Origin of the sequence: Flavobacterium sp. KS-LB2 (genome assembly GCF_036895565.1) — a bacterium.
Classification (GTDB): Bacteria; Bacteroidota; Bacteroidia; order Flavobacteriales; family Flavobacteriaceae; genus Flavobacterium.
On sequence record NZ_CP145904.1, the window covers coordinates 302,138 to 323,013 of the forward strand.

At 34.0% G+C, this 20,876-nt stretch carries 19 protein-coding genes; 9 read left to right on the forward strand and 10 right to left on the reverse strand.

Annotated features, from left to right (window positions below):
- Positions 1 to 89 precede the first annotated feature (89 nt).
- Entirely contained in the window at positions 90 to 773 is a 684-nt protein-coding gene (locus V5J73_RS01370; RefSeq protein WP_338647089.1) for a response regulator transcription factor, read from the forward strand.
- Complete coding sequence (locus V5J73_RS01375; RefSeq protein ID WP_338647090.1) at positions 774 to 1,835, forward strand: sensor histidine kinase; 1,062 nt, start codon at positions 774 to 776, stop codon at positions 1,833 to 1,835.
- A gap of 70 nt (positions 1,836 to 1,905) precedes the next feature.
- Here the strand turns inward: V5J73_RS01375 and V5J73_RS01380 are convergent, their stop codons facing one another.
- The 5 genes from V5J73_RS01380 to V5J73_RS01400 form a co-directional block, all read right to left on the reverse strand.
- Positions 1,906 to 2,973 carry a glycosyltransferase gene (locus V5J73_RS01380; protein WP_338647092.1) on the reverse strand — a complete coding sequence of 356 codons (1,068 nt, stop codon included), beginning with the start codon at positions 2,971 to 2,973 and terminating at the stop codon, positions 1,906 to 1,908.
- A 174-nt stretch (positions 2,974 to 3,147) separates the two neighbouring features.
- Positions 3,148 to 3,603 (reverse strand): hypothetical protein, encoded by a 456-nt coding sequence (locus V5J73_RS01385; RefSeq protein ID WP_338647093.1) that lies wholly within the window; start codon positions 3,601 to 3,603, stop codon positions 3,148 to 3,150.
- An 84-nt stretch (positions 3,604 to 3,687) separates the two neighbouring features.
- The gene (locus V5J73_RS01390; RefSeq protein WP_338647094.1) at positions 3,688 to 7,119 is read right to left on the reverse strand and encodes a hypothetical protein; all 3,432 of its coding nucleotides are present in this window, start codon (positions 7,117 to 7,119) and stop codon (positions 3,688 to 3,690) included.
- A gap of 184 nt (positions 7,120 to 7,303) precedes the next feature.
- Positions 7,304 to 8,560, reverse strand: a complete 1,257-nt coding sequence (locus V5J73_RS01395) for an aspartate kinase (RefSeq protein ID WP_338647096.1) — start codon at positions 8,558 to 8,560, stop codon at positions 7,304 to 7,306.
- Between the two features lie 28 nt (positions 8,561 to 8,588).
- Entirely contained in the window at positions 8,589 to 9,095 is a 507-nt protein-coding gene (locus V5J73_RS01400) for a GNAT family N-acetyltransferase (RefSeq protein ID WP_338647097.1), read from the reverse strand.
- Positions 9,096 to 9,265: 170 nt separating this feature from the next.
- Here V5J73_RS01400 and fbp point away from each other — a divergent pair, with 170 nt between their 5' ends.
- On the forward strand, positions 9,266 to 10,285 hold the full coding sequence (gene fbp, locus V5J73_RS01405; protein WP_338647098.1) for a class 1 fructose-bisphosphatase: 1,020 nt from the start codon (positions 9,266 to 9,268) through the stop codon (positions 10,283 to 10,285).
- A 59-nt stretch (positions 10,286 to 10,344) separates the two neighbouring features.
- Here the strand turns inward: fbp and V5J73_RS01410 are convergent, their stop codons facing one another.
- Positions 10,345 to 10,776: a tellurite resistance TerB family protein gene (locus V5J73_RS01410; RefSeq protein ID WP_338647099.1), complete on the reverse strand. Its 432-nt coding sequence runs from the start codon at positions 10,774 to 10,776 to the stop codon at positions 10,345 to 10,347.
- Positions 10,777 to 10,954: 178 nt separating this feature from the next.
- Here V5J73_RS01410 and V5J73_RS01415 point away from each other — a divergent pair, with 178 nt between their 5' ends.
- From V5J73_RS01415 to V5J73_RS01425, 3 genes are read left to right on the forward strand one after another with little or no spacing between them, the layout of a single operon-like run.
- Complete coding sequence (locus V5J73_RS01415) at positions 10,955 to 11,548, forward strand: HupE/UreJ family protein (protein ID WP_338647101.1); 594 nt, start codon at positions 10,955 to 10,957, stop codon at positions 11,546 to 11,548.
- Between the two features lie 2 nt (positions 11,549 to 11,550).
- Entirely contained in the window at positions 11,551 to 11,982 is a 432-nt protein-coding gene (locus V5J73_RS01420; RefSeq protein WP_338647103.1) for a deoxycytidylate deaminase, read from the forward strand.
- 14 nt (positions 11,983 to 11,996) lie between these two features.
- A complete protein-coding gene (locus tag V5J73_RS01425) occupies positions 11,997 to 13,571 on the forward strand; it encodes a S41 family peptidase (protein WP_338647105.1) in 1,575 nt (524 codons plus the stop codon).
- A gap of 21 nt (positions 13,572 to 13,592) precedes the next feature.
- Here V5J73_RS01425 and V5J73_RS01430 read toward each other — a convergent pair whose 3' ends face one another.
- The 4 genes from V5J73_RS01430 to V5J73_RS01445 form a co-directional block, all read right to left on the reverse strand.
- Complete coding sequence (locus V5J73_RS01430; RefSeq protein WP_338647107.1) at positions 13,593 to 14,342, reverse strand: lysophospholipid acyltransferase family protein; 750 nt, start codon at positions 14,340 to 14,342, stop codon at positions 13,593 to 13,595.
- Positions 14,343 to 14,408: 66 nt separating this feature from the next.
- A complete protein-coding gene (locus tag V5J73_RS01435; protein ID WP_338647109.1) occupies positions 14,409 to 15,014 on the reverse strand; it encodes an FAD-dependent oxidoreductase in 606 nt (201 codons plus the stop codon).
- 2 nt (positions 15,015 to 15,016) lie between these two features.
- Entirely contained in the window at positions 15,017 to 15,220 is a 204-nt protein-coding gene (locus V5J73_RS01440) for a hypothetical protein (protein ID WP_099714232.1), read from the reverse strand.
- Positions 15,221 to 15,339: 119 nt separating this feature from the next.
- The gene (locus tag V5J73_RS01445) at positions 15,340 to 15,918 is read right to left on the reverse strand and encodes a MarC family protein (RefSeq protein WP_338647111.1); all 579 of its coding nucleotides are present in this window, start codon (positions 15,916 to 15,918) and stop codon (positions 15,340 to 15,342) included.
- A gap of 269 nt (positions 15,919 to 16,187) precedes the next feature.
- Here V5J73_RS01445 and V5J73_RS01450 point away from each other — a divergent pair, with 269 nt between their 5' ends.
- The 3 genes from V5J73_RS01450 to V5J73_RS01460 all read left to right on the forward strand — a co-directional run bounded on the left by V5J73_RS01450 (position 16,188) and on the right by V5J73_RS01460 (position 20,624).
- Positions 16,188 to 16,754, forward strand: a complete 567-nt coding sequence (locus V5J73_RS01450; RefSeq protein ID WP_338647114.1) for a DUF3109 family protein — start codon at positions 16,188 to 16,190, stop codon at positions 16,752 to 16,754.
- 263 nt (positions 16,755 to 17,017) lie between these two features.
- On the forward strand, positions 17,018 to 17,995 hold the full coding sequence (locus tag V5J73_RS01455; protein ID WP_338647116.1) for a ribonucleotide-diphosphate reductase subunit beta: 978 nt from the start codon (positions 17,018 to 17,020) through the stop codon (positions 17,993 to 17,995).
- A 199-nt stretch (positions 17,996 to 18,194) separates the two neighbouring features.
- Positions 18,195 to 20,624 carry a ribonucleoside-diphosphate reductase subunit alpha gene (locus V5J73_RS01460; RefSeq protein WP_338647117.1) on the forward strand — a complete coding sequence of 810 codons (2,430 nt, stop codon included), beginning with the start codon at positions 18,195 to 18,197 and terminating at the stop codon, positions 20,622 to 20,624.
- Positions 20,625 to 20,876 lie beyond the last annotated feature (252 nt).

Below are 20,876 nucleotides of genomic sequence, written 5' to 3' on the forward strand. Positions count from 1 at the left end.
AATCACCCCAATATTAAATTACGGTTAACACCATTTGAATACCTCATTTATTATTACATTTACATTTAAAAAACAATTTTTGGCGCTTTATGAAGAAAAAAAACACAAAGATTCTATTAGTAGATGATGAGCCAGATATCCTAGAAATTGTAGGATACAACCTTTCTCAAGAGGGGTATCAAATCGTTACAGCTGCAAATGGGAGAGAGGCTATAGCTAAGGCTAAAAAAGAAATGCCAGACCTAATTATAATGGATGTAATGATGCCGGAAATGGATGGAATGGAAGCTTGCGAAAACATTAGAAAGATTCCTGAACTCAGTAATATAATCATTACTTTTTTGACAGCCAGAAGTGAAGATTATTCTCAAGTAGCAGGCTTTGATGCTGGTGCGGATGATTATATCACAAAACCAATTAAACCCAAATTACTGGTCAGTAAGGTAAAAGCATTATTACGCCGATTAAAAGAAAAGGAGCAGAACAGCGAAACACTTAACGTAGGCGGAATCGAAATAAATCGCGAAGAATACAAAATAGTTAAAGATAATGTCGAAATTGCATTACCTAGAAAGGAGTTTGAATTGTTCTATCTACTCGCTTCAAAACCAGGAAAAGTATTCAAAAGAGATGAGATCTTGGACAAAGTATGGGGCAATGAAGTCGTGGTTGGTGGAAGAACTATTGATGTTCACATCAGAAAATTACGGGAAAAAATTGGAGAAGAATTGTTTAAAACAATAAAAGGAGTGGGCTATAAGTTTGAAGTATAAATGACAATAAATTTTAAAAAAACATATCGTTTCGCCGTAAAGTCAGCGCTTTACATCACTCTTTTTTCTACAGGATTAGTTGGTTTTCTCACGCATTTATTTTTTACTCTTTCGTATCGTTTTTGTTTAATTTTTGCAATTTCGATTGCTGCATTTTCATTCCTAGTCATACAATATCGCGTAGAGCGCTTTATCTATAAAAAAGTAAAGAAAATATACGACGATGTTGCTTTACTAGAATCCAGTACCTTCATGAACCAGCCCATAACAACTGATATGGCAACGTTAACACGTGAAGTGAAAAAGTTTGCTACCGATAAAAAGTTAGAAATTGAAACTTTAAAAGTTAGGGAAGAATATAGACGAGAGTTTCTTGGGAATGTTTCTCATGAACTCAAAACCCCCCTTTTTATGGTTCAAGGTTATTTGTCAACCTTACTTGATGGAGCCATGAGTGATAAAACTATTCGAAAAAAATACTTAGAAAGAGCCGAAAAAGGAGTCGAAAGACTGATTTATATTGTACAGGATTTAGACATGATTTCTAAACTTGAAATAGGAGAACTGAATTTAGAAATCGCCGAATTCGACATTGTAAAGTTGGTTCAAAATGTTTTTGATTTGCTCGAAATGAAAGCGTCTAAGAAAGATATTTTGTTGATGTTTGACATGAAATATAACAAGCCGGTTATGGTGGTTGGAGATCAGGAAAAAATCCAACAAGTAGTAATGAATCTTATTGTTAATTCAATTAAATACGGAAAAGTAAAAGGTTCTACCGAAGTCAGTATTGAAGATTTGACAGATGAAAAAGTCATTGTTCGAATCACTGATAATGGAGAAGGAATAGAGAAAAAAAATATTTCAAGACTTTTTGAGCGTTTTTACAGAGTTGATAAAAGCGGAGCGAGAACTGAAGGTGGCTCAGGTTTGGGTTTGTCAATTGTAAAACATATTATTGAAGCCCATGATGAGAAAATTTATGTGGATAGCACGTATGGCGTGGGTTCCGAATTTTCTTTTACGCTTGAAAAAACAAAAACAAGTAAGAAGACCACATAAAATCAAAGAGTACTACTATTCTAAAAATCGATTCTCAAGAATCAGTTTTTTTCGGTATAACGAAGTTTGATTACTTTTCAAAAACTTGAAATAAATTTGGCCATTCAATTTTAGAATCTAATCGAGGCAATCCTTTATATTCCTCAACTTCTAAAATATTTTCCATCTTGAAATCATCTTGCGTTGCATAAGGAACCAAACCTTCTTTCTTTAATTTTTTGGCTAAATATTCTTGTTCATATTGTCCCGGAGTTGGAATAAAAAAAGCTTTTTTTCTCAGCTGTGCTAAATCCATTATTGTAGTGTAACCCGAACGACAAAGGACCATTTCACTTTCATTAAAAGCTAGTTCCAGTTCCGTTGAATTCATGAAGTTGTAATAGAGGACAGTACCAACTGTTGTTGTTTTTTGCTCCTTTTCAATATTTCCTTCAATAAAAATCACATTGCCATTATACCTAACGATTTCTTTTTTTAAATGCTTTTCTAACATGCCTCGTTGCGGTTCTGGGCCAGATAGAATTACCAGTAAATCATATTTTTTTGGCAATAATTTCTTTTGGAGCCTGCTCAAAGGACCAATGTATTTTGTCTTGAGATTTGGATTGTCAATATGACCGAGTTTACCTGTTAGATTTGGAGTTCCAGCAAGATCAGGAACCCAACATTCTGTATATTTTTTTATAATATATTGATGTATTTTACTCGTTATCCAAGTGGTATTTCCTGTCATCACATTTAGTTGATGGGTTATAAACACAGATGGTATTTTCTTGCTAAAAACACCTAGTCTATTATCTGAAATAATACCATCGATACCATATTTTTCAATCCAGTTCTGAATTATTTTTTTTTCTTCCAGAATAGCTTTAATCATTTTTGGACCATTCTGTATTAATTTCCATTTAAAATTGGCACCATTCTTAGCATATTCAATTTGGTAGGATGGGAGTTCTAGTGTTTGAATATTGGGAAACTCTTTTCGCAATAATTCAAGAGCAATACCATCAGAAGCAATAATCGGGATATAGTTGTTCTCTTGTAAAGCTCTAATGATTGGAATACAACGGGTGGCATGACCTAGACCCCAGTTTAAAGGAGCAATCAAAATAGTTTTAGGAGCGTTTTTTTTGTCCATTTCTAATTGTATCAAATGTTTTTATAGGCGAAAGATACATAAGTAAAGACCTTTTTTGTATTTGTAAAATATTACTAAATTATTAAATGATGCTTCCCATTAGTGCGCGGTTTTATGCATTAAAATAAAGGCTATCTTTTATAGACAGCCTTTACCTTTTATTTTGTGCAAAAATTAATCTTGTAAATACGTTTTATTTCCGTTTGAGTTTATGTAATATTTCCCCCCTCGAGGACCGGTATATACTTTTTTACCATTGTATTCTCCTGTAATTTTGTCGGCTACTTTAGGTGCTTTCTCGTTTGTTTCCTTGATTTTTTTTATTGGTTTGGCACTAGTAGCTTTTTCTTTAGCTGTAGTTGCTTTGTTTTTAGCCGTTTGGACTTTATTTTTAGCTGTTTTTTTAGAAGTAGCCGCTTTTTCCTTTGCAGTTTCAACTTTATCTTTAGTTATAGCTGCTTTATCTTTTGCGGTTGCCACCTTGTTTTTTGCAGTTTCCGCTTTTTCTTTTTTGGTTTTGGCCAATTTTTCAGTTTTATCTTTTGCCGCTTTCTTTTCAGCTGTGGTTTCTTGTGCTTGCAGGTTTACAGACAAAATAATTACAAAACATAACAACATTAATTTTTTCATAATGGTTTGATTTTAAATTTGATATAATAAAAATAATAAAAAATAATCATATTTATAAACGCAATCAATGAAATTGTTTCAAGATTAAAAATAAGCTCTCAATTGAACATTTCCAGTATGAATGGCTTGGCTAGTTTCGCTTTTTCTCCCTTGATAATTGAAATTAATATCTAAAAATTGTGTAATATTTTTTTGTAAAAGCAATCTCCAAGTCAAGTTTTGTCCAGTTTGCAATCCTTCTAACATTTGAAATCCAACCGATGAAAATTCATTTCCTTCAAATTTATTTTGGTAAAAAGAAACTTCTCCATTTAGCGTTATTTTTTTGTCGCTGGCGTAGGAAAAGGCTGTTCCAAAACGATTTTGCAACAACGTTTCGAAAACTCCAATTTGGTTTTCTTTGCGCTGTAGTTCATAAAAGATATCCCAGCTAGTATTTTTAGAGAATAAATAACTGATTTTTGGGGCCAATTGATACCCATTTATTGCATAATTTTTTTCGGGAAAATTCTCAGATTGAATAGCAGTGTGAATCGTTTTGGCAAAAAAACCAAACAACCAACTTTTCTGGTACAAATGATTGTATTGCAACTGATGCGAACTGTTTGTAGCTTCCTGTGAGCCAACGGATAATAAGTTTTTTGTTTTATTTTGAAGATAAGAATAGGTCACCGAATGTTTTTGTTTCCCTCGATTGTAAAACAAGCTGTTTCTTAAACTTGAATTCAGTCCCAGAACATTTTCACTATAACCGCTAAACGGATTTAATTCAAAATTGTCTCCGTCACTTCTCGTTTTTCTGTCTATTATAAAGGCGGTTTGATTATAAAAATAGGAAAGTAATTTTTTTAATCCTTTTTCATTTTGCCATTGATTTGGGTTTAAGGTCACGGATTGTGAGAACTTATTTTGATGTGTTTTGATATAAATTCGATTGGGTAAAAACACTCTGATAAATTTTGCTTGATCAATAAACGGTGCGACTTCAAATTCTTGTAACTCTTGAATTCCATTACCGTTATAATCATTCCAAGTGTAAACTCCTTGACCTGCAGAAACTTCTAAATACGTAAATTCTTGCTGTGGAATGCTTCCTGAATTCGTCTCGTAAACCGTTGTGCTTTGTATCAATTGATTGAAAAAACGATCCGTGTACACTATTCTGGAATTTAGTGTAGATTCCTTTTTTCTTGTTTTATCTACATAATCTAAGATTCTATAATTAGCATAAACTGCCAAATCACTTTTGTTAGTTTGTATTAGCTTTGATTTCAGTTGAAACGTTTGGGACGAATTCACCCGCTGAATCAAGCCGTTTTGTAAGCTGTCATTGGTTCTTCTTAAATACCCCAATTCTACAAAAACTTTAGTGCTATCGCCACGACCGGTAAAAAAACCATACTCGGTAAATTTTTGGCTTAAAGCCGAGAACTGATTGGTTGCTTTATTTTTTTCTTGATTGTCTTCTAATCGCAAGCTGGAACCAACCCAATTTTTATCAAAATGAAAACGCATTTGAGATTGGTTTCTTAAAAATTTAGAAGATAAAACAGTACCGTCACTTTTTAAGAAACTGCCTTGGTTTTGAAAGGTCCATTTTTTTATTCGAAATAAACCATTTAAAATATGTCTGTTGCCTGAAAAATTTTCAGAGAAATCTAGTTTTTCAAACTGATACAACAGCAGTCCTTTAGAAGTAGATTTTGGTTCTGGATTTAAGTCCAATTGCAAGCCAGAAACGAATAGACTTTGATTTCCCACTCCAGCGATTCCTAAATTCCAATCTCTGTCAAATTCGATGTTATACAGTCGCTCCACCGATCTAAAATCTTTCTGAATAAACTGATAATTTGCAAAAGCATCTACCTGCCATTTTTTTGAAAAAAGCCGTTGCTTGGCATTGATTTTTCCTGCTAAGCCTTGATTATTGGCATCATCAAGGGATGAAAATAAATTTTGATCGTTGTTACTAAGGCCAATTTCAAAATCGATTGCTGTTTTCTCATCGGGCTTGTATTTTCCTAAAAAGGTGGCGACTTGAATTTTTGTTGGCGCGATGAGCTGAATTATAGGCTCGTAGTTTCCTTGAGGAATGCCATTTATCGGTTGGACATACTCATAAATTCGGGTAAGTGTTGCTGAATTTGTCACGATATAATTTCCAGTATTGGCACCAACCAAAGTAAATCGGACATTGAATAATTCTTGTTGTGGATCATTTGAATATTCGAAAATTTCTACAGCATTAAACATTGTTTTTCGATACAGTACTTTGTTCTCAGAGTAGGTGTCGGAATAGGCCGATGGTGCCGTCATTAAATTTTGATTGTCTCCGGCATTAGTTAATATGAGAGCTTGTTCTTGTGATAAATTTTGTTGCAATGGTTGGTTTTTCAGGTCGTTTTCCGAATATAAATAGCCTCCAAAACTCCATTTTTTATTTTTATGAGTGGCTCCGGCATACGTCACAAAACGGGTATAATTCCTATCGGAATATTGATATTCTATAGCAATTCGCATTTCTGAAGTGATGGTAAAAAGGGGTGTGAATACAATTTCGCCTGCATTATAATCTATCGTATAATCATTGTTTTCGCCTCTTTTTAATAAAATCCCATTTACATAAACACGCTCTGAACCCGAGACAACTAGAACATACAATTCTCCATTTTGACCTTTTAATTTGTACGGACCTTGATTGCCTTCTTGCCCCACAAAATTACTTTTGGCATATTGACCCCGAACTAGTGCAGCCGATGCAAAGAGATTCGTTTTGTTTTCTTCGGTTCCAAAGTTGAAATTAGTGGCTAATCCCTGTACTTTTTTATTAAAATTAAGGAATTGCGTTTTCTTGTTCTCCAGAAAAATATCCCCTGCCCGAATGTTCCAATCTTCACTGAATAATTCCATAAAAATATTGTCAAACTGATCTAGTTTTTGAGAATAGCCACCGTCCTGCAATGGAATATTACTGTCTTGAATGGAAGCTCTCAAACTTACTTTTTCGGAAATTTTACCGGTGATTTGTAAATCTAAATTAGAATTTAAAACTGCATTTTGATTGTTTCCTATGGTAATTCCGCGGGTAATGCTTCCTGAAGTATTTAAGCCATCAAAAGGCACGTTTTTCTTTAGGTTTTTTGTTTCTATTGCATATAAATTGCCTTGGCCAGCTTCATTGCTGACCACTTTGCTAGGATCATAGATACGGTACTCTTGGGTTAAAATTTCGGGGAATTTTAAATATTGAATAGTAAGTGAATCCAAATCAAAAGCAGTATTTTCCTTTAAAAGGAGAGTTCCTTTTTTGAAATTTATTTGATATAAAGTACTGTCGATTGGTTTTCCATTGGCGTCAAGCAACTTGAAAAAACTAGAGTTTAGGCTTTCTTTTTCAATATAAATTGTGTCGCGGGATGGAAGGATTTTTTTGATTTTGTACAGCGAATTAATTTCCTGAGCATGAAGCCCAGAAATACAGCTGATTACAATCCAAAAAAGTAATTTTTTCAACATAAATATTATAACTCGAAAGTATCAAAAGTAGTATTTATAATTTGATATTTTGAGAATGTCTCAATCAGAAAATGAAATGATCGAATTCTTATTTTGTATAGTTGTTTGTGTGTTTTACAGCGTCAAAAAAAATGGGAATCAAAATTAAATTTCGATTCCCATTTTAATATTGTTGAAATAGTTTTTAAACTTCTTTTGTGATCACTTGCATGGTTTCACGACTCACTTGTTTCAATAAAACGACTTTGTTTTCTTCGACAGTTTGCGCTGCCTTGTCATTGAAATGTCGGATGGTATATAAGGTTACATTTTCGTCAAACTCCACTTTGAATTTTTTAGATAAAATGGCATTCAAAGCTTTGAAATTATCAAATTTATCTTCTACACATACAGAGAAACTAATGGCCGAATTCTGAATTAAGTTTACTTTTATTTTGAATTGGTGAAACAATGCAAAAATTTCGCTGATGTTTTCTTCCATGATGAAAGAGAAATCTATGGAGGAAAGCGAAATTAAAAGTTGGTTTCTTTTGACAATAAAACAAGGTAAATACGGTTCTAAATCGACACCTTTAGAAACACTTGTTCCTTTTAATAATGGGTTTATAAATGATTTTACATACAAAGGAATTTCCTTTTTTTGTAATGGTTGTAGCGTTTTTGGGTGAATAACTGTTGCGCCGTAAAAAGCTAATTCAATGGCTTCGCGATACGAAATCTGGTTTAATAAACTTGCGTTTTCAAAATATCTTGGATCGGCATTCATTACTCCGGGAACATCTTTCCAGATGGTTACACTTTCGGCATTTAAGCAATAGGCAAAAATCGCAGCAGTATAATCTGAACCTTCACGGCCTAAAGTAGTGGTGAAATTATTCTCATCAGAACCTAAGAACCCTTGTGTAATATTTAAGATTTTTCGTTTTACGTTCTTGGTAATGTTTTTCTGTGTCAATTCCCAATCTACTTCCGCATCTCTATAATTGGCGTCTGTTTTTATGAAATTACGAACATCCAGCCATTGCGTTTTTATTCCCATGAAATTCATGAAATGACTAAGAATAGTTGTCGAAATTAATTCGCCATAACTTACAATCTGGTCGTAAACAAAATTATAATTAGGTGATTTGTTGTGGGCTAAAAAATATTCTAAATCAGCAAACTGGCTATTCACAGCGGCAAAAACTTCATTTTTTTCCTCTTCGAATAAATCCATCAAAATTTGATTGTGGTATTTTTTTACTTCTTGGACAGATGAATTTAACTCAGCTGATTTATCGAAATAGTTTTTTATGACAATTTCCAGTGCATTCGTAGTTTTTCCCATTGCAGAAACAACCAGCAATACATCTTCGTAACCTACTTTTTGTAAAACGTCATATACGTTTTTAATCCCTGCGGCATCTTTTACAGAAGCTCCTCCAAATTTGAATACTCTCATAGTCTTAAACAAAAATTGTTTTTTTACTTTATTTCAATTTATTTTCTAGAAACTGGTCGATTCCTATCTCGTCCATTTGTACTACATGCCAATCGGTTAGCACTTTTGCACCTGACTTTTTGTAAAATTCGATAGCCGGAGTGTTCCAGTCCAACACATGCCAGTCAATTCTTCGGACATTGTCTTTTTTGCCTTGTTTTATAATTTCAGAATACAGAGCATAGCCTAATCCTGTGCCTCTCATCGTATCTTTCACCACTAAATCTTCCAGATGGATTATTTTTCCTTTCCAAGTCGAATAACGATAGTAATACAAGGCAATACCAACGATTTGTTTTGCTTGATTAGTATCATTTAACTCAGCATCAATTTCAGCTACAAAAACATGAAATAGAGGGACAGAGCCAAAACCATCCCGAATTAAATCGTCAACAGTTACAAGAACAGCATCTGGCTCCTTTTCAAAGTCTGCTAATTCTTGAATAAGGCCTAAAACAGCTTGCATGTCTTCAGGTTTTCCTTTTCTAATATTCATAATTTTTTATTTTAATGATTCAAAAACGCAATAAAAACGCATTTTTAGGTATTTATTTTGTGTTTTATTCAGCAAATATACAATACTGTCAAACTAAATAAATAGTATTCAAATTGTTTTCACAAAAAAAACGATATTTGTGACTTCAAAATAACTACATCGATTTCGTAATGGAAGAACGCAACAAAACACTAGGAGAATTTATCATTGAAAATCAAAATGCCTTTCAATATTCGTCAGGCGAATTATCTCGAATCATCAACTCCATCCGATTGGCCGCCAAAGTAGTCAATTATAAAGTTAACAAAGCTGGATTAGTTGATATTGTTGGGGCTGCAGGAGAACAAAACATACAAGGTGAAGACCAGCAAAAACTAGACGTTTATGCGAATGAGGTTTTTATTCAAACGTTAATCAATCGTGAAATTGTATGTGGAATCGCCTCTGAAGAAAATGATGATTTTATCACTGTAGAAGGAAGTGACAATAGTCATAATAATAAATATGTGGTCTTGATGGATCCGCTTGATGGTTCCTCAAATATTGATGTGAATGTTTCTGTTGGAACTATATTTTCAGTGTATAGAAGAGTTACTCCTATAGGAACTCCAGTTACTATTGAAGATTTTTTACAGCCAGGAATTAATCAGGTTGCCGCGGGATATGTGATTTACGGAACCTCGACAATGCTAGTTTATACCACGGGACATGGAGTTAACGGATTTACATTGAATCCAGCTATTGGAACATTTTATTTATCGCATCCAAAAATGCAATTCCCAACTGATGGTCATATTTATTCTATTAATGAAGGGAATTATGTTCATTTTCCGCAAGGAGTAAAAGATTATATAAAATATTGCCAGTTAGAAGAAGGAGACAGACCGTATACTTCAAGATATATAGGAAGCTTGGTTTCGGATATTCATAGAAATATGATTAAAGGCGGGATTTATTTATATCCTACGAGTTCCAAAGCACCAAAAGGAAAATTACGATTATTATATGAATGCAATCCGTTAGCTTTTATTGCTGAGCAAGCTGGAGGTAAAGCTTCAGATGGATTTAATAGAATCATGGAGATTGTACCGACAGAATTACATGAAAGGGTGCCGTTCTTTTGCGGAAGCTATAACATGGTTGAAAAAGCGGAAGAATTTATGCATAAAGCAAAATTAAGTAAATACTAGAATAGTGCTTTAATAAAAAAGCTTCCGCCGAGGCGGAAGCTTTTCTTATACTTTTGCAATTACTTATTCATGTTTTGCATTTCGAAAACGAAAGTATCTAAATCTACTTTTCTATCTACTAATTTTAGTGCTTTATGTATAATGTAATCTACATTTTCAGTGTTAAAGCCTAGTGCTACTCCAATTTTTCGTAGTAATAATTCTTGTGTGTCACCTAACTGATGATCAACATGAACCATTCTTGCTAAATCAAATAAACGCTCTAATCTTTGTTCATGTAAATAAGGAGCATTAATAGGATATTTTAATGGGTTTTCTAAAATTTCTTCATATTCTGCTGGAGAAATCTCTAATCGAACAGCCAGTTTGTCTAAAAATAGTTTCTCCTCTGGAGCAAACTTATCGTCAGCAAGTGCTACACGAACAATAGCTGAAAAATGACCTTTATTTCTTTGTTTGAATTCGCTATCAAATAAATCTGAAAATGACATAATTATTGGTTTTTTATCTTACAAAGATAAATCTATTTTTAAATTAATGATTTTAATTTTTTATATTTTTTATTTGGATTTGATCTCTTTTGAATTGCATTTATTTAAATAATCAAATGAATCATTTTCAAAATTAATCGTAAGTTTACAGCCCCTATATCAACCTAATAAATTACCTATGTCAGAATTTTGGATTTACTTTCAAATAGGATTAAAACACGTTTTAGATATTCATGCGTATGACCATGTTTTGTTTTTAATAGCATTAGCAATTCCTTTCTCCTTTAAGGATTGGAAGCGAATTGTACTTTTGGTGACGCTTTTTACCATTGGACACACTATGGCTTTGTTACTTTCTGTTTTTGGAATTATTGCCATAAAAGTGAATGTTGTCGAATTATTAATTCCTATAACGATATTAATAACAGCCTTGTTTAATCTTTTTACAGCCGGAAAATCAAGCAAGAAAGAAAGTATAAATTTGGTGTTTTTCATCACGCTTTTCTTTGGAATAATTCATGGATTGGGTTTTTCAAATTATTTTAAATCAATTCTTGGAGGCGATGCTGTTTCTAAAATAATACCATTGTCAGAATTTGCATTAGGAATAGAAGCGGCTCAGATTGTAGTGGTTTTTGTAGTTTTGATTTTGTCGTATATTGTACAAACCGTTTTTAGATTTTCAAAACGAGATTGGACCTTAGTAATGTCGGCGTTTATAATAGGAGTAGTAATCCCATTGATTATTGAAAGTGAAATCTGGATTAGATAAAAATGAACGAAAAGAAATTGAATAAATACGATAAAGCGTATCTTAGAATTGCTAAAGAATGGAGTCTTTTGTCCTACTGTAAACGCAAACAAGTTGGTGCGATTATTGTGCGTGATAGAATGATCATCTCTGATGGATACAATGGAACTCCAACAGGTTTTGAAAACTGTTGCGAAGATGAAGAAGGATTGACACGTTGGGATGTTTTACACGCTGAGGCAAATGCGATTCTGAAAGTGGCACGATCTACGCAATCCTGCGAAGGAGCCACTTTGTATATTACGCTTTCTCCTTGTAAAGAGTGTAGCAAATTGATTCATCAATCTGGAATAAAACGAGTGGTGTATCATAATGGATACCGTGATGATTCAGGAATTCAGTTCCTAATGAAAGCAGGAGTAGAGGTAGAACATATCCCAGTTTTAGAAGAATAAATAGTTGTCTTCGTATGAAATATAATGTAAAATATTTGCCCATTATTATTTTTACTACACTCGCTCTGGGTGTTGTATTGGGCGGAATGTTAAATTTTCCTAAGGTAGCTGATCTTTCAGACAGAAATAATTCCAGGAGCAAGCTCAATAAACTGATTGATTTTATTGACAATGAATACGTTGATGATGTCAACACAGATTCGATAGTAAACCTTACTGTAGACAGTATTTTAGCACAACTTGATCCGCATTCTGTATATATTCCGCCAAGCGATCAGCTTGAAGTGGTAGAAAGTATGAAAGGAAATTTTGTGGGAATAGGTGTGAATTTTTACATGTACAACGATTCAGTTGCAGTTATAAAACCTGTAGAAAATGGCCCTTCGGCAAAAGCAGGAATCAAAGCTGGAGATCGAATTTTGTATGCCGATAAAACAAAATTATTTGGAAGAAAATTGCCAACTGACAGTTTGTTTTCTAAATTAAAAGGAACTGTGGGTTCTGATATTGAGCTTACAATCTATAGAAAATCAGAGGGGAAAAGGCTAAAAGTAAAAATAAAAAGAGATGTTATTCCACTAAAAAGCATTGATGTTGCTTTGCTTTTAACGAATAAAGTAGGCTATATAAAAATAAATAGATTTGCCGAAACTACGTATAGAGAATTCATGGCGGGTTTAACCAAACTCAAACAACGAGGGGCGCAATCACTCGTAATTGATGTTCGTGATAATGGTGGCGGTTACATGGAAGAAGCAATCGCAATTGCCGATGAATTATTGATGGATAAGCAACTAATTGTTTTTACCAAAAATAAAAATGGCAAAATAGACAAGACATTTGCTACCAAGAAAGGTAGTTTTGAAAACGGAAACGTATTTGTTTTAATCAATGAAAATAGTGCTTCGGCTAGTGAAATTCTAGCGGGAGCTATTCAAGATAATGATCGTGGAACTATTGTGGGCCGTCGTTCTTTTGGAAAAGGATTGGTACAGCGAGAAATGGATTTTGCCGATGGTTCAGCTGTTCGGTTGACTATTGCCAGATATTATACCCCAACGGGTCGTTCTATTCAAAAGCCATATTCTAAGGGGAATGAAGCGTATTTTAAAGAATCAGAAGCTCGTTTTGGAAATGGTGAGTTGTATGAAAAAGACAGTATTAAAGTTTTGGATACTTTAAAATTCAAAACTAAAAAAGGTAAAATTGTTTACGGCGGTGGCGGAATCGTTCCTGATGTTTTTGTACCGCTTGAAGTGGAACATGGTAATGAAAGTACCGCTTATTTATTGCAATCCGGAATCGTGGGTAATTTTGTTTTTGAGCAATTAGATAAAAACAGAAGTGCTTTTAAAGGACTTAATTTCGAAGAATTCAAAACTAAAATGAATCAAACGGATTTGTATTTTAATTTGTTTCAAAAATTTATTTTTACCAACGGATTGGATTTGAATTTTGGAAAAAGTAAGTTGCTAGTAAAAAGATATTTGACAGCAGAATTTGCCCGACAGTTGTTTGGAGAAAGTTATTATTATCAAATTATTTTGAAAGAAGATGCTATGATTAATGCCGTTTCCAAAAAGAAATAAAAATACTCGTTTTATTTACAATTAAGTTTCATTATCCCAATCTTTTCTGTAACGAATGAGTTCTTCATCAATTATGGTTTGAGATGTATGTAGTAAATAAGCCGCGTCTTCAGAATATATCGGAGGAAAAAAAGTCATTTTAATGTCAGTAGTCCATTTTCCAAAACATTTTAAAAAATGAGGGATGAAAGTGTCGTCTCCCACAAAAGCATCTGTTTTCTCTTTATAATCAATAGCAATAGGAATGACCGCTGCTTTAATCTTCGTTGCCATGACAAAGGAGCCGTAATTAAAAGCCACAGTTGTAGGCAAAACATCTGTCGTACCTTCTGGAAAGTTAATGATTGAATATCCTTTGGCTAGAACTTCTCTAATATTTTCGGCAGTTTCTTGTCTGCTCTTTTGGCACTTTCTATCTACAAATAAAACACCGGATATTTTACAGATATAACCAATCATAGGCCATGACGCAACTTCTTTCTTGCCTACAGGAAAAGCATGTATTTGATTTACAATGACAATTGGGTCAAAATAGGAACGATGGTTGGCTACTATTAATCCTTGCGTGGTAGGTTTCTCACCGTAAATGATGGTTCTGATGCCTAAAATATAATTGGATACCCGAATTAAAAAATCGCGCAGTTGAAGTGCTCTTTTGGAATTGATTTCTTCCTTACAAAAGAAACTCGTCAAATAGAAAAGAATCGAGAAAAAGGAAACGAATACTATAAAAATGATGAGCCTTGTCAAGCCCAATAATAGTGATAACATAAAAAGTGTATTGAAAATGTAAACCTACTACTATTTTTCTAGAGATTCTTCTTAATGAAAATCTATTTATCTGATACTGTCGTGTGAATGGGTTTGCACGCCGTTATTCCATAAAGTAAGAAGGTCTGTTGCGACTGCCGCGCCACTTCCTGCAGCAATGGCGAGTTGGCTTCTCCAGCCTGCTAAAGTTCCTATGACGTAAATTCCTTCAGTCACTTTATGATCGGAATTCTTAAGTTGAATGCGTTGTTTTTCGGGAAGTGATTTTTGATGCGGTTTTACATAATGCATCAATCCATCTATTGCAAAAGTATTTGCAGAACCTATGCCTATGACAATTGTTTTTGTTTGGTAAGAATTCTTGTTTGTGATGACTATAAATTCAGGAAATTGTCCTTCAATTTTCAGTACTTTTTCCTCGGGAAGTTGAATAATATGAGGATACGCTTTTGAAAGATGTTCCGTGCTTTCTGCTAATAATTCAGAACCTAATTTGCCTGGAGCGATTCCGTAGGCATTATTAAACAATGCTTCTTGTAGGGATGATGTTTTTTGATGGGTGATAATACCAATTCGTTTGTCTCTGACGAAAGATTTGTTTTTTGCAGAACCCAAAACGAGTGCGCAGGAAATGCCAGACACCCCACCACCTATTATAAGAACATCAAACATTATTACAGTTGGTCATTTGATTTCTCTTCAATCTTTTTTGCCATTTTAAAAATTAGAAGAATCAATACGGCACAAAAAGAAGCGGCGATTCCGATAAAAGCAACTACGCTATCTCCTTGAAATGGATTTCTAAAATCCAACAAAGTAACATTAAATATGATTAGCGCGATTGCTAAAAACACCAAGATGTTAGTGAAAATTTTCATAATACGTTTTTGTTTTTTGATATTAAAGAAACAGATTTTTACAGTAGAAACATATTTCAGTTTAAAAATCAGATTGTCTTTTAAAATTATCTTAGGGGGTAAATTTATGAAAATTTATTTTAGACGAACAAACCTTTAACATTCGCAGCGAATAATTTAACAGCAATCGCAAGAAGTACAACGCCAAAAGTCTTTCGAATGACGCCAAGCCCATTTTCTCCTAGTATCTTTTCGATTTTAGAGGATGATTTTAAAACGATATACACTAGAATAATATTCAAAATTATTGCGATAACAATATTTATAGTAGAAAATTGGGAGCGTAACGAGAGTAAAGTGGTCATTGTTCCGGCTCCAGCTATCAAAGGGAACGCCAAAGGGACAATAGATGCGGAACTCGCTTCCTCATCGCGATAAATCCGAATCCCTAAAATCATTTCTAATGCCAGAAAGAATAATACAAATGAACCGGCAACGGCAAATGAGTTTACATCAATACCTATTAAATTCAATAATTCCTCTCCCACAAAAAGGAAGACAATCATGATTACACCAGCTACTATTGAAGCTTTTTCGGATTCTATATGTCCATGTTTTGATCTTAAATCAACAATAATAGGAATGGTTCCCACGATATCAATTACGGCAAAAAGCACCATTCCAACCGTAATTATTTCTCTAAAATCGATTTCAAACATAGTTTTTTGTTTGCAAAGTTAAACTTTTCGATAGATTTTTGATTAAAATTAAATTTTATTACAACAATTCTGATTCATTTTTTTATCTACTGGTTTTCAATTGATTTTTTGTTTGTTTTAATTCTATGTTGTTTAAGGTTAGTTTGTTAGATTGCTCTAAGAGTCAGTTGTTTCGTTGATTTTTCAAAAAGTTAAAGTTGGTTTTTATCTAAAAAATTACAATTTACTTTAACTACCTTTGCATTTCATAATCTCAGTACCCCAAAATAATGTTTCAATTAGGAAAAACCATCGTCTCAGAAGACATACTCGAAAAAGATTTTGTTTGCAATTTATCAGCTTGTAAAGGGGCTTGTTGTGTTGATGGCGATGCGGGAGCTCCATTGAGCTTTGAGGAAACTAAGATTTTAGAAGAAATTTATCCTAAAGTAAAACCCTTTTTGCGCAAACAAGGCATTGCGGCTATTGAAGCGCAAGGTACTTGGACAAAAGGAACCGATGGTGATCTTGAAACGCCATTAATTGATAATAAAGATTGTGCTTACGTAATGTTTGATGGTAAGACTGCTTTGTGTGGAATCGAACAGGCATATAATCAAGGGATGATTGACTGGAAAAAACCTGTTTCCTGTCATTTGTATCCCATTCGTGTGAAAGACTTCACGGAGTTTGCTGCTGTTAATTATGACAAATGGGACATTTGCGATCCGGCCTGTTCTCTCGGTCAGGAGTTGGAAGTTCCCGTGTATAAATTTGTCAAAGAAGCGTTAGTTAGAAAGTTTGGTGAGGACTGGTATGCAGAGCTAGAAATAGTTGCACAAGAGCTCAAAAAATAATTCTAAAATAAATTCAAATTTTCTTGGTTACGGTTTTTAAAATCCTATATTTTACGGCACTTCGTGATTTTTTTATGGTTTTAAAATTCTGATTTTCAGCAAATTAATATTGTTATAAAAAACGTTTCAAAATTTTACCTTTGTTAAAAACTAGGCGAGATTGTGAATAAGTTTGGCTTTTAATTCCGGCAATATTTCACAATCTTTGTAATCTACAGAAAGCATAAAATTTCGTTAAAATCTCAAAAAAACAAACTACTATAATGGCACAACTTGAACCAATTTTACAAGAAAATAAAAATCGTTTCGTGATTTTCCCAATCAAACACAATGATATTTGGGAGTTTTATAAATCAATGGAAGCTAGTTTTTGGACTGCTGAAGAAATTGATTTGTCGCAAGATTTAAACGACTGGAATAATAAGTTGAATGAGGATGAAAGGTATTTCATCAAGCATATTCTTGCTTTTTTTGCTGCCTCGGACGGAATTGTAAATGAGAATTTAGCAGAGAATTTTGTGAACGAAGTGCAATATGCTGAAGCAAAATTCTTCTATGGTTTCCAAATCATGATGGAAAATATTCACAGTGAAACGTATTCATTATTGATTGATACCTATGTGAAAGATGAAGCAGAGAAAGATGAATTATTTAATGCTTTAGAAGTTTTTCCTGCGATTAAGAAAAAAGCGGATTGGGCTTTGAAATGGATTGAGTCTGATTCGTTTGCGGAGCGTTTGATTGCTTTTGCAGCTGTGGAAGGAATCTTCTTTTCGGGAGCATTTTGTTCTATTTACTGGTTGAAAAAACGTGGATTAATGCCAGGATTAACGTTTTCTAACGAATTGATTTCTCGCGACGAAGGAGTGCACTGTGATTTTGCAGTACACTTGCACAACCACCATTTAGTAAATAAAGTTCCTAAAGAAAGAATTAGAAGCATTATCGTTGATGCCTTAAATATTGAAAGAGAGTTTATCACTGAATCGCTTCCGGTGAGTTTAATAGGAATGAATGCAGCGTTAATGACGCAATATTTAGAATTTGTTGCGGACCGTTTATTAGTTGAATTAGGTTGCGATAGAGAATACAATACTTCAAATCCTTTTGATTTTATGGATATGATTTCGCTTCAAGGGAAAACAAACTTCTTTGAAAAGAAAGTGGCCGAATATCAAAAAGCAGGTGTTATGAATACGGATGAGGATGCTCAGAAAATTAGTTTTGACGCTGATTTTTAGAAAGTAGTTATCGCATCATCGGGTGTTTTTAGCCCCGATGGAAGGGAATATCCTTTCTAGTCCTGAACTTGTTTCAGGATCCTGAAACAAGTTCAGGACTAGAAAGATTGGAATGACAGCGGGATTAGCTTCCCAAAAAAATGAAACAAATACTCAAAAACGGGAAAGGGATTTTCTGTTTTTTAAAACAATTAAGCGTATGTATGTAGTTAAAAGAGATGGGCACAAAGAGCCGGTAATGTTCGACAAAATCACGGATAGAATTAAAAAACTATGCTATGGTTTGAATGATTTGGTTGATGCTGTGAAAGTGGCAATGCGCGTAATTGAAGGACTTTATGATGGTGTTTCGACATCTGAACTAGATAATCTTGCTGCCGAAACTGCCGCGTCAATGACTATTGCACATCCTGATTATGCCCAATTAGCAGCCCGTATTGCAATCTCTAATTTACATTCAAACACAAAAAAATCATTCTCAGAAACGATGAATGATATGTTCAATTATGTGAATCCAAGAAACGGTCAATATGCACCGTTAGTTTCTGATGAAGTGCATAAAGTAATTATGGATAATGCGGAGTTTTTAGATTCCCACATTATATACAATAGAGATTTCAATTACGATTATTTTGGTTTTAAAACCTTAGAAAGATCGTATTTGCTAAAAATAAATGGTAAAATCGTGGAACGTCCGCAACATATGTTGATGCGTGTGTCTGTTGGGATTCACTTAGACGATTTGAAATCGGTAATAGAAACCTACGACTTAATGTCGAAAAAATTCTTTACGCATGCAACACCAACATTGTTTAATGCTGGAACTCCAAAACCTCAAATGTCTTCTTGTTTCCTTTTGGCCATGCAAGACGATAGTATTGATGGGATTTATGACACGTTGAAACAAACGGCTAAAATCTCACAATCAGCAGGTGGAATAGGACTTTCTATTCACAATGTAAGAGCAACTGGTTCTTATATTCGTGGTACTAACGGAACGTCTAACGGAATTGTTCCTATGTTGCGTGTTTTCAATGATACAGCACGTTATGTAGATCAAGGAGGAGGAAAACGTAAAGGAAGTTTTGCCATTTATATCGAAACTTGGCATGCGGATATCTTTGAATTCCTTGACTTGAAAAAGAATACCGGAAAAGAAGAAATGCGTGCAAGAGATTTGTTTTTTGCGATGTGGACTTCGGATTTGTTTATGAAAAGAGTACAAGAAGACAGTTATTGGACCTTAATGTGTCCTAATGAATGTCCTGGATTGTATGACGTTTATGGAGACGATTTCGAAAAAATGTACACGGATTACGAAAAAGCTGGAAAAGGTAGAAAAACTATCAAAGCACATGAATTGTGGGAGAAAATTCTAGAATCGCAAATCGAAACTGGAACGCCTTACATGTTGTACAAAGATGCAGCCAATAGAAAATCAAACCAAAAAAATCTAGGTACGATTCGTTCTTCGAATTTGTGTACGGAGATTATGGAATACACATCTACAGATGAAATTGCAGTTTGTAACTTGGCTTCACTTTCGTTGCCAATGTTTGTGGAAAACAAAAAATTCAATCATGACTTGTTATTCAGCGTTACCAAACGTGTAACTAGAAACTTGAATAAAGTAATTGATAGAAATTATTATCCAGTAAAAGAGGCCGAAAACTCCAATATGCGTCACAGACCAGTTGGTCTTGGAGTACAAGGACTAGCGGATGCTTTCATTATGCTTCGTATGCCATTTACGAGTGACGAAGCGAAGAAACTGAATCAGGAAATTTTTGAGACCCTGTACTTTGCAGCAGTAACCGCATCGATGGAAATGGCCAAAGAAGAAGGGCCGTATTCTACTTTTGAAGGTTCGCCAATGTCACAAGGAGAATTTCAGTACAATTTGTGGGGATTGAAAGATGAGGAATTATCAGGTCGTTGGGATTGGGCTTCTTTGCGAAAAGAAGTGATGGAACACGGGGTGAGAAACTCCTTATTAGTAGCGCCGATGCCAACCGCTTCGACTTCTCAAATATTGGGTAACAATGAAGCATTCGAACCATATACTTCTAATATTTACACCAGAAGAGTACTTTCGGGTGAGTTTATTGTGGTAAACAAACACTTGTTACACGATTTAGTAGAACGCGGTTTGTGGAACGAAACATTGAAACAAGAATTGATGCGAAATAACGGTTCTGTTCAAGCACTTGATATTCCGCAGGACTTGAAAGAATTGTACAAAACTGTATGGGAAATGTCTATGAAAGATATTATTGATATGTCACGTCAGCGTGGGTATTTTGTCGATCAATCACAATCATTGAATTTATTCATGCAAAATGCCAATTATTCTAAATTGACATCGATGCATTTCTACGCTTGGCAATCCGGATTGAAAACAGGAATGTATTATTTGAGAACAAAAGCTGCGGTGGATGCGATTAAATTTACATTGAATAATGATAAAAAAGCAGAACCAATTGAAATTAAAGAGCAACCCGTTTTGGAGCGATTAGAGTCAATTGCCGTTTTAAATGAACCTGTTGAAATGACTGCTGAAGAATACAGAGCAATGATTGAACTGGCTAAAAATGCTGGTCCAGACGAATGCGAAATGTGTGGGTCTTAATGACTCAGGAAAATAATAAAGGCTTCTTAATTGAAGCCTTTTATAAGAACATATTAACCTTTAATTTATTTTGCTGAGGTAAAGAAAAAAGTAATGCGCATAAAAAAAGGGACATCTATGACATCCCTATTTTGGAGAACTTAAATAATTTTGGATCCGACCCCTAAAATTTTAAGTTGTTTAAGAAGGAAAAGGTTACCTCGCCTACTTTTTATATACCTCAAAAGTATATAATTCGAATCTTCTTTCCAA

What these genes read in the sequence shown, in the direction of transcription:
- V5J73_RS01370 (WP_338647089.1), top strand. Translation starts at nt 90, where the DNA reads ATGAAGAAAAAAAACACAAAGATTCTATTAGTAGATGATGAGCCAGAT.
- V5J73_RS01375 (WP_338647090.1), top strand. Translation starts at nt 774, where the DNA reads ATGACAATAAATTTTAAAAAAACATATCGTTTCGCCGTAAAGTCAGCG.
- V5J73_RS01380 (WP_338647092.1), bottom strand. Translation starts at nt 2,973, where the DNA reads ATGGACAAAAAAAACGCTCCTAAAACTATTTTGATTGCTCCTTTAAAC.
- V5J73_RS01385 (WP_338647093.1), bottom strand. Translation starts at nt 3,603, where the DNA reads ATGAAAAAATTAATGTTGTTATGTTTTGTAATTATTTTGTCTGTAAAC.
- V5J73_RS01390 (WP_338647094.1), bottom strand. Translation starts at nt 7,119, where the DNA reads ATGTTGAAAAAATTACTTTTTTGGATTGTAATCAGCTGTATTTCTGGG.
- V5J73_RS01395 (WP_338647096.1), bottom strand. Translation starts at nt 8,560, where the DNA reads ATGAGAGTATTCAAATTTGGAGGAGCTTCTGTAAAAGATGCCGCAGGG.
- V5J73_RS01400 (WP_338647097.1), bottom strand. Translation starts at nt 9,095, where the DNA reads ATGAATATTAGAAAAGGAAAACCTGAAGACATGCAAGCTGTTTTAGGC.
- fbp (WP_338647098.1), top strand. Translation starts at nt 9,266, where the DNA reads ATGGAAGAACGCAACAAAACACTAGGAGAATTTATCATTGAAAATCAA.
- V5J73_RS01410 (WP_338647099.1), bottom strand. Translation starts at nt 10,776, where the DNA reads ATGTCATTTTCAGATTTATTTGATAGCGAATTCAAACAAAGAAATAAA.
- V5J73_RS01415 (WP_338647101.1), top strand. Translation starts at nt 10,955, where the DNA reads ATGTCAGAATTTTGGATTTACTTTCAAATAGGATTAAAACACGTTTTA.
- V5J73_RS01420 (WP_338647103.1), top strand. Translation starts at nt 11,551, where the DNA reads ATGAACGAAAAGAAATTGAATAAATACGATAAAGCGTATCTTAGAATT.
- V5J73_RS01425 (WP_338647105.1), top strand. Translation starts at nt 11,997, where the DNA reads ATGAAATATAATGTAAAATATTTGCCCATTATTATTTTTACTACACTC.
- V5J73_RS01430 (WP_338647107.1), bottom strand. Translation starts at nt 14,342, where the DNA reads ATGTTATCACTATTATTGGGCTTGACAAGGCTCATCATTTTTATAGTA.
- V5J73_RS01435 (WP_338647109.1), bottom strand. Translation starts at nt 15,014, where the DNA reads ATGTTTGATGTTCTTATAATAGGTGGTGGGGTGTCTGGCATTTCCTGC.
- V5J73_RS01440 (WP_099714232.1), bottom strand. Translation starts at nt 15,220, where the DNA reads ATGAAAATTTTCACTAACATCTTGGTGTTTTTAGCAATCGCGCTAATC.
- V5J73_RS01445 (WP_338647111.1), bottom strand. Translation starts at nt 15,918, where the DNA reads ATGTTTGAAATCGATTTTAGAGAAATAATTACGGTTGGAATGGTGCTT.
- V5J73_RS01450 (WP_338647114.1), top strand. Translation starts at nt 16,188, where the DNA reads ATGTTTCAATTAGGAAAAACCATCGTCTCAGAAGACATACTCGAAAAA.
- V5J73_RS01455 (WP_338647116.1), top strand. Translation starts at nt 17,018, where the DNA reads ATGGCACAACTTGAACCAATTTTACAAGAAAATAAAAATCGTTTCGTG.
- V5J73_RS01460 (WP_338647117.1), top strand. Translation starts at nt 18,195, where the DNA reads ATGTATGTAGTTAAAAGAGATGGGCACAAAGAGCCGGTAATGTTCGAC.